The organism is Rhizobium sp. YS-1r (assembly GCF_000757525.1).
In the GTDB taxonomy this organism is placed as follows: domain Bacteria; phylum Pseudomonadota; class Alphaproteobacteria; order Rhizobiales; family Rhizobiaceae; genus Neorhizobium; species Neorhizobium petrolearium.
The window spans coordinates 59,482-68,197 of the sequence record NZ_JPYQ01000002.1 but is presented as its reverse complement, the minus strand read 5'-3'; the positions used below and the strand labels follow the sequence as shown (position 1 = coordinate 68,197).

Below are 8,716 nucleotides of genomic sequence, written 5' to 3'. Positions count from 1 at the left end.
GAACTATTTTCGGCAAGCCGGATGCGTTGCATATTAATCGCCCGACGCTCTAGCCGTTTCAAGCCTCTATGACCGACATCACGCCCGTCTCCGCGGCAGCCAATCAGCTTTGGCCGCCGTTTCCATGATTCGGGCGCGGGGCCGGAATTACATCGGGATCGTCGGTGGCAACTGAACGACTATCCCGAAAGCCCGAAAAACTCTTTCTTGTGTTCAGTCGACAGCAGCCGCAACCCCGCCAGGTTTCTCATCGTGCTGACAGGCCGCCTGAGGGCATTCCTGTTCAGGAAATACATGTCGATGAGGCTCGGAGCCTTACTGTGCGACCCCTTGTGTGCAACGCGATAGACGGCACCCCGGAAAGGCAGGGAATTCAATGGCGTCCCGCGTTCGGCCAAAGCCGGTACGACGCGGACGTGACTGCCAAGCATATTCTTGATCCATTCGATCGATGCGTCTTCCGCCTTCGATGGGAGTCCGTACAGATCCGAACGAATGATCAGCGACGTGCCGCAATAATGGTTGAACTGGTCACGGCATAATAGAAGACTGCCGCCGTCGTCCCAGATATAGCCCTTGTCGATCGCCCAGCCGTTTTCGTTCTGGTGCCGGGAAACGTACTCGACGATGCGGGCGCTGACAAAATCGTCGTCATCAACGATCATGAAGAAGCGGCTGTCGCGGGCATCGAGCATGCCCGCGAGGACGCGACGCCCCTTGTCGGCGCGGAACGAGTCGAGAAAATCCTCCTCGGTCGCATCGCCTCGCTCGTGGATATCGTTCGGCGGAAAGTCCACCCACGTCACCGAGAATTTATCCGGCAGCACGGGAAGGTCGGCACCTTCGTTGGCAACGATGATCCCTCGCCAGTCAGAGCTGGTTTGATTCGCGATGGATGCGACGGTCTGCGTGAGATTCCTTTTCAGGAGGCTCCAATCGCGCGCGTTTTTCTGATGCCTCACAGGGATGATGAACGTTAAAACACTCATGACAGCCTCCGGTCGTTGATTTCGGGCAGGGTCAAGCCGCAACAGCCGCCTGCTCTCTTGCCCATCTGATGCCGTCATCGAGCGACGTTGCCTTGTAGGACAGATCCGTGCCCCCTGAAAAAGCATTCATGAAGCGGCGAATCTTTCCATAATTGTTGTCGAGCACCGCATGACGGCGTCCGATGAGAAGCGAGCAGATATGCACGTGCAGTCGGTCGGTCACGATCGCCTTGCCACGGGAAATCTGCCGGATGCCGCGCCGGAAGCGATTGTTGGCCGCCGCATCCAGTTTGCGCAGCCGTACCTCGGAAGGATTGAGCTGTAGCAGCGCGGATGCCGCACCGAGCGCCTTGGCGACGCGCACCTTCGAGGGGTCCTCGGTAATCCAGTCCTCCTTGGGGATGTCGGGATAGGCAGAGAAATCGACCGCACCGACCTGTTCCTTGTCCTGGCGGAGCATCGCAAGGACCGGGAATTGCGACGCATCAGGCTGGACGGCGCCGATGCAGAAGGCCATGTCCGGGCACAGATAGGTTTCGCAATCGAAATTTTCCTGGGCGAACTGAAACGATTCCTCGTCGCGCACCAGAAGCACGAAGTTCTTGTGCTTGCCGATCGCCCGCCTGCTTTGCTCGAGCCGTTCGGGAGACTTGTAGTGGATCGATTGCGGAAATTGGACAATCTGCCGGTCGGGAAACAGTTCCATCACGCGTTCCCGGAAGTCCTGATGGAATACCCATACGTCGCCGAAATTGCCGCCCCCGTGAATGAAGATCGGACCATTCGGGGCTACGCTCTTGAGTTCTTCGGGTGAAAAATCGTCGGTCGTGCAGACGTAGGAGGGCCGCTTTGCATACCGATGCTGCAAATAAGCCATCTCTCCCAGCCAGATTGCAGAATCCCCGCAATTCTTGATATCGGGAAAATCCAGTATCGCTATGGGTTCATCAGGCTTGACGAACTTTTTCAAACAATCGTGAGTTCTGTCCTGCAGCCTGGTGATGAGTTCGGATTGCTGAGCACCTGACATCGTACCTCTCTTTCGAAAGTTGGGAGAAAACAAGCCTGAGATCAGGCGTGACTGACTTTGGAGAGCACCTTGGAGGCGATCTTCCTGACTTCGGTCTCCGGACCATTCGGACGGTCCATGACCAGCCAGAGAAAGACACTGGAGCCGCAATAGAGAACACCTCCAAGACAAATGAGGACCGCGAGTTGCAGAACCAGCGCCATCTGCGTGGTCTCAACGCCCATATAGCGATGTGCAAGCAAGACGCCCGCAGCCATGACGGCCGAACTGGCGAGCGCCCTGAAATTTGCCCACAACTGCGCCGTGACCGAAACATTGATGAAGCGCTTCACGATGATCATGTTGACGAAAGCGCTGAAGAGGCCGGTGAGCACGCGACTGAATATCAGCCCCGGAAGTCCCCAGAACACCAGGCCGATCGTAATCACCGGAACCCGCACAAAGAGCATCTGCGTGTCGCGGATGAAGAGGGTCCGGGTATGTCCCAGCGCCATGCCAAGGGGTTGATTGAGAGAGCCTAACGTCTGCAGCGCGTAAACCGACGCGAGCGCCTGGATGATGAAGATCACCGGAAGCCACCTTTCGCCAAGCACAAGCCTGACGAGGGGATCTGCGATGACTGCCATGCCTATGCCGGCAGGCAATGCGACGGCCGTCAGGAGCGCCTGCGTCCGCTGATAGGCCGCCGCCAGGCGGTGAGGATCATGGCGGACATTGGCAAAGGCGGGATAGATCGTCGCGGTCAGCGGCGCGGTTGCTTCACGCGTGGGCGTCATCGCAAGCTGGCCGCCGAGCGAATAATAGCCGAGGGCGGCGCCATCCAGCAGCTTCCCCAGCAAAAGGTAATCGAAGCGCCAATTGAGTGTGTTGACGATCTGCCCCGCAGTAATCCAGATGGAAAACGAAAAGAATTCGCGCATATGGGAGAAGGTTATGCGCGGGCGAAACGGCAGAATGAAGTACGACGCCAGAACGTTCGTCGCCTGCATGACCAAAGTGCCGATCACAAGCGCCCAGTAGCTGTGGTAGATGATCGCGATGGCGACGGTGGCTACAAAGCCGGCGATTTTCTGGGCAACGTTCAGCACGAACTCCTGCCAGAAAATCAGCTCTCGCTGGAGCATGATCCGCCGCGGATTCGCAAGCCCGTTTATCAGGAAGCTGAGGCTCAAGGCGAGGAGAACGCCGAACAGGCGCGGTTCGTCATAAATGAGGGACGCGGGATAGGCGAGCGCTGCGAAGAGAAGGCACAATATCAGGCCACGCGTCGCAGCCAGCGTCCATGCCGCGCTGAAATGGGATTCCCCCGGATCTTCGTGACGGATAAGCGCCTCATTCAGGGAAAGCTCTGTGATCGTCGTCACGATGACGAGCATTGTCGTTGCAAGTGCCACAACGCCAAAGTCCGAAGGCAAGAGATACCAAGCCAGGACAATGGTGCTGAGTGTTGACAGCCCGTTGACGATGACCCTCGAAAGGGTGACCCAGAGGCTTCCTGTCACCAGCCGGTCAGCAATGCTCATGGCCGACCCCTTCAATGCAGTAACAAGCGTATGTGAGCATCGTCATTCCACAGCTACCCTTTTTCGCGCACGTTTTCCGCTCCCTTTGCCTCCTCCCTGTGAACCGCATCCAGAAGACACGGGCTATCTGTTGGGCACGGTAATCATTGAGCCCTGTCTGTCATTTCTCCCTGTTGGATTGGTCCAACCTTATGATTAAGCGAGACGATCGTCTCGGGCCGACGGGTGATATAGAGGGGCCAAAAGCCAAGGCTAGAGGCCCCGATCACTCTTTGGGCGGAAATGATGTTGGTTTTGTGGAGCCCAATCGACTAATGCAGATCGCTGTCGGGGCGGTTTGAAATCACGCTTGCGAAGCCGCAACGGGCGGGCTCTGGGTAGGATTGAGGCAAGGGACGCTCATGACGCTGTCGCCGTCCTGGAGTTCCGGGACTGCCGCATGATTGGAATAGTCGTCGTTGAATGTCTCCGGCAAGGGAACGCTGTTATCCGACCGGAGATGATCGAATTTCGGATCAGGAAGAAAAATTGCGATGCGCCGCCTTGTGGGTGCAGGTCGGAAAGATGGGCCGGCCGCCGCTCATCGCAATCGATGAAGCCGACCGACATCAGGAATCAGATTTTAGGCCGATCAGGCCTAAAATCATCTTGATCTGGCGGCGGCAGCGCCGCCCTGGCTTCAGCTTCTATTGCTGCGGCGTTCCCATGCCGTCGAGCGCGAGGTTCAGTTCCAGCACGTTGACAAGGCGATCCGCCGTCAGAAAACCGCCGGGCGCGAAAGCCATCCGGTGGATCAGCGCCTCGACTTCCGGCTCGGCCAGGCGGCGCGCCTCGGCAATGCGAGCTGCCTGGTAAAGTGCGGCCCGTTCGGAAATATGCGGATCGAGTCCCGCACCGGACGCAGCAGCAAGCTCCGCCGGCAGGGGATTTTCGGGGGTTGCACCATAGGCTGCGACGATCTCGCGGGCGCGATCCGTGAGATCGGGGCTCGTCGGCGACTTGTTGCTGCCGCCGGCGCCCGCGGCATTGTAGTCGACGGCCGACGGCCGTGGCCAGAAATACTTCGGCTGGCTGAATGGCTGCGCGATAAGGCGGCTTCCGATGATGGTTCCGTCCGGACGGGTAATCAGCGATCCGCCCGCCGTCGCCGGTGTGATCGCCTGACCGACGGCCCAGACGGCCGTGGCGTATCCGGCGACGCAGATCGCCATCGTGGCTACTGTGATCCGGACGCTTGCTAAAAGGGCTTCCATGGTTCTGTCTCCGGATTGATCAGTTCATATAGATGAAGTGTTCGGCGATCGGGCCGAGGGTTGCCGCGGGGAAGAAGGTCAGGGCACCCACGACGAGGATGGTCGCCGCCAGCATGGTTGCGAAAGTGCCGCCCTCGACACTGAGCGTGCCGCTCGACTCCGCACTTCTGCGCTTTGCGGAAAGCGAGCCGACGATCGCGAGCGGCAGAATGATCGGAATGAAGCGCGCGAGCAGCATCACGATGCCTGTCGCCACGTTCCAGGGCACGGTGTTGTCACCCAGTCCTTCAAAGCCGGAGCCGTTGTTGGCCGACGCGGAGGAGAACTCATACAGGATCTCGCTGAAGCCGTGCGGGCCGACATTGTTGAGCACGTCCGCGCCCCACGGCGTCGCCGCAAAGACCGCCGTGCCGCCGAGGATGAAGAGCCCGTGCGCCAGAAGAGCGAGAATGGCGAATTTGACTTCGCGGGCCTCAACGCGCCAGCCCAGATATTCGGGCGTGCGGCCGATCATCATGCCGGCGATGAAGACGCCGACGACGATATAAAGGAACATGTTGATCATGCCGACACCGACGCCGCCGAAGTCTTCGTTCAACCACATGCCGATCATCGGCATCATACCCGCGAGGGGGTTCAAGCTATCGTGCATCGCATTGACCGAACCGTTGCTGGTGGAGGTCGTCAGCACGGACCAGAGCGGACCAGCCGATGCACCGAAGCGCAGTTCCTTGCCTTCCAGATTGCCTGTCGTCTGCTCGATCGGGAGGTCCGCGAACGCCTGGGTCGGAGCGGATTCGAACCAGATGCCGCCGGCAACGCGCAGCAGCACCAGCGCCAGCATGACGCCGAATATCACCGTGGCATGGCGCATGCGGCCAACGATCCGGCCAAACATCCAGACGCAGGCCATCGGAACGAGGATGATCGATACCGTTTCCACGACATTGGTCCAGAAGCTCGGGTTCTCGAGCGGATGCGCGCTGTTGGGGCCGAAGAAACCACCGCCATTCGTGCCGAGCTGTTTGATCGACACGAAAGCCGCCACCGGACCGCGGGCAATCGTCTGCTGCACGCCTTCGAGTGTCGTGGCGACTGCGGCACCGTTAAACGTCATCGGCATGCCGCCGACCACAAGCAGGATGGCGACAATAAAGGCGACCGGCAGGAGTACGAGAAACGATGCGCGCTGCACGTCGACAAAGAAATTGCCGAGCTTGCGTCCGGCAAGGCCGCGCGCCAAGGCGGCAAGCGCCGCGATACCGGTCGCCGCCGACACGAACTGGAGCCACATCAATCCGGCCAATTGCGAAAGGTAGCTGAGCGAGACTTCACCGGAATAGTGCTGCAGGTTGGTGTTCGAGGTGAACGAGGCTGCCGTGTTGAAGATCAGGCTGCCCTCGAGCGCCTCCTTTCCGTCCGGGTTAAGCGGCAGATATTGCTGCAGGGCCAGGATTGAGAAGGTGACGACGAACATCACGACGTTGAAAGCGAGGATGGACACCATGTAGTGCTTCCAGTCCTGCGGCCTTGCCGAAACCGAACCGCCGATCGACCGGAAGAGGCGCGTGAAAGCGTTGGGACGTCCCGATGCGGCACCTTCCGGGTCCATGGCCCAGGTCATGTAACGGCCAAGCGGCCAGGAGATGAGCGCGGTGCCTCCAACGATGAGGACGACGAACAGGATGGGTTGAATTAACATGGAAATTTCTCCGGCATCGTTGGAAATCAAACCCGGTCGGCGGCAGAGGTCATGGCCAGCAGAAGCCAGAAGATCGCCACGCCGAGGAGGAGATAGAGGATAGTCATGTCGAATGTTCCTTCGATCAGGCGAGATGGAGGGCGGTCACGACCAGGTCGATCACCTTGATCCCGACAAAGGGTACGACGAGCCCGCCAAGCCCGTAGATGAGCAGATTGCGCCTCAAGAGCGGCCCTGCGCCGATCGCCTTGTATTTCACGCCTTTAAGGGCCAGCGGTATGAGCACGATGATGATCAGCGCATTGAAGATGATGGCGGAGAGAATGGCGCTCTCCGGCGTCGCAAGCCCCATGATGTTAAGCGCGCTAAGCTGCGGATAGAGCCCGACGAACATCGCGGGAATGATCGCGAAATATTTGGCCACGTCGTTGGCGATCGAGAAGGTGGTCAAGGCGCCTCGCGTCATCAGCAGCTGCTTGCCGATCTCGACGATCTCGATGAGCTTCGTCGGGTCGGAATCGAGGTCGACCATGTTGCCGGCCTCGCGTGCGGCGACCGTGCCGGTATTCATCGCTACGCCGACATCAGACTGGGCGAGTGCCGGTGCGTCGTTGGTGCCGTCGCCGCACATGGCGACGAGCTTGCCCTTGGCCTGTTCCTCGCGGATCAGCTTCAGCTTGTCCTCAGGCGTTGCCTGGGCAAGAAAGTCGTCGACGCCCGCCTCGGCGGCAATCGCGGCAGCCGTCATGGGGTTGTCGCCGGTGATCATCACGGTGCGAATGCCCATGCGGCGCAATTCGGCGAAACGCTCGCGGATGCCGCCCTTGACGATATCCTTGAGGTGGATGACGCCGAGCAGGCGACCATCGCGCACGACCGCGAGCGGCGTGCCGCCGGCCTTCGCGATATCATCCGCGATCGCCTGGATTTCGCGTGTGGCTTCGCTGCCGGCGCCCTTGGCGCTGATCTGGTCGAGATATCTCAGCACGGCGTCGACCGCACCCTTGCGGATGGACGAACCCTCCGAATCGATCCCGCTCATGCGGCTCTGCGCCGTGAACGGGACAAAGGTGGCGTGCAGGCTTTGCATGTCACGGGCACGGATGCCGTATTTTTCCTTGGCGAGAACGACGATGGATCGGCCTTCCGGCGTCTCATCCGCCAGCGAGGCGAGTTGCGCCGCATCCGCGAGCTCCTGCTCGGTCACGCCTTTCACCGGACGGAATTCCGTGGCCTGCCGGTTGCCGAGCGTAATCGTGCCGGTCTTGTCGAGCAGCAGCGTATCGACATCGCCGGCTGCCTCGACGGCGCGGCCGGACATGGCGAGCACGTTGAAGCGCACCAGCCGGTCCATGCCGGCGATGCCGATGGCAGACAGAAGAGCGCCGATCGTGGTCGGGATCAGCGTCACGAACAGCGCGACAAGGACGATCACCGGGATGAAGCCGCCGGCATAGGCGGCAAAGCTCGGGATCGACGCGGTTGCAAGCACGAAGATCAACGTCAGGCCGGCCAGCAGGATATTGAGGGCGATCTCGTTCGGCGTCTTCTGCCGCTCTGCGCCCTCGACCAGCGAGATCATCCGATCCAGAAAGGTCGAGCCGGCAGCAGCGGTAATGCGCACCCTGATCCAGTCGGACAGGACCTGCGTGCCGCCGGTTACGGCGGAGCGGTCGCCGCCCGATTCCCGGATGACGGGCGCAGATTCGCCGGTAATGGCCGCCTCGTTGACCGAGGCGATGCCTTCGATCACCTCACCGTCGGAGGGAATGATGTCGCCGGCCTCGACAAGCACCACGTCGCCAATCTTGAGGCTCGTTCCCGGCACCAGCTTGAAATTCTCACGGCTGCCGTTCGCAAGCAGCTTGGCCTGCGTCTCGGTGCGCGAGCGCCGAAGCGAGTCGGCCTGTGCCTTGCCGCGGCCTTCCGCAACGGCTTCCGCGAAATTCGCGAACAGGATCGTGAACCAGAGCCAGAGGATGATCTGGAAGGAAAAACCGAGATTGCCTGCTCCCGTCGCCGCATCCTTGACGAACAGGACTGTCGTCAGCACCGAAACCGCGGCAACGACGAACATGACCGGGTTCTTGACCAGAGAACGGGGATTGAGTTTCTTGAAGGCGTTCCCGATCGCGGGAACGAGGATGCGGGCATCCATGATGCTCGCTGATCTGTCCTGGCTCATAAGAGGCTCCAGCTTGATATTCTGATTGCGCGTT

General features: G+C 60.1%; 6 protein-coding genes. All 6 read right to left on the bottom strand.

What is annotated here, in order from left to right:
- Positions 1-179: 179 nt before the first annotated feature.
- Positions 180-989 (bottom strand): hypothetical protein, encoded by an 810-nt coding sequence (locus tag JL39_RS03390; protein ID WP_037146288.1) that lies wholly within the window; start codon positions 987-989, stop codon positions 180-182.
- A 31-nt stretch (positions 990-1,020) separates the two neighbouring features.
- Positions 1,021-2,019, bottom strand: coding sequence for a polysaccharide pyruvyl transferase family protein (locus JL39_RS03385; RefSeq protein ID WP_037146285.1), 999 nt, complete (start codon positions 2,017-2,019; stop codon positions 1,021-1,023).
- A 41-nt stretch (positions 2,020-2,060) separates the two neighbouring features.
- Positions 2,061-3,542: a lipopolysaccharide biosynthesis protein gene (locus JL39_RS03380; RefSeq protein WP_037146283.1), complete on the bottom strand. Its 1,482-nt coding sequence runs from the start codon at positions 3,540-3,542 to the stop codon at positions 2,061-2,063.
- A gap of 686 nt (positions 3,543-4,228) precedes the next feature.
- Positions 4,229-4,795 carry a potassium-transporting ATPase subunit C gene (locus tag JL39_RS03375; protein WP_037146282.1) on the bottom strand — a complete coding sequence of 189 codons (567 nt, stop codon included), beginning with the start codon at positions 4,793-4,795 and terminating at the stop codon, positions 4,229-4,231.
- 19 nt (positions 4,796-4,814) lie between these two features.
- Positions 4,815-6,497 carry a potassium-transporting ATPase subunit KdpA gene (gene kdpA / locus JL39_RS03370; RefSeq protein ID WP_200883909.1) on the bottom strand — a complete coding sequence of 561 codons (1,683 nt, stop codon included), beginning with the start codon at positions 6,495-6,497 and terminating at the stop codon, positions 4,815-4,817.
- Positions 6,498-6,621: 124 nt separating this feature from the next.
- A complete protein-coding gene (kdpB, locus tag JL39_RS03365; RefSeq protein ID WP_037146280.1) occupies positions 6,622-8,682 on the bottom strand; it encodes a potassium-transporting ATPase subunit KdpB in 2,061 nt (686 codons plus the stop codon).
- Positions 8,683-8,716 lie beyond the last annotated feature (34 nt).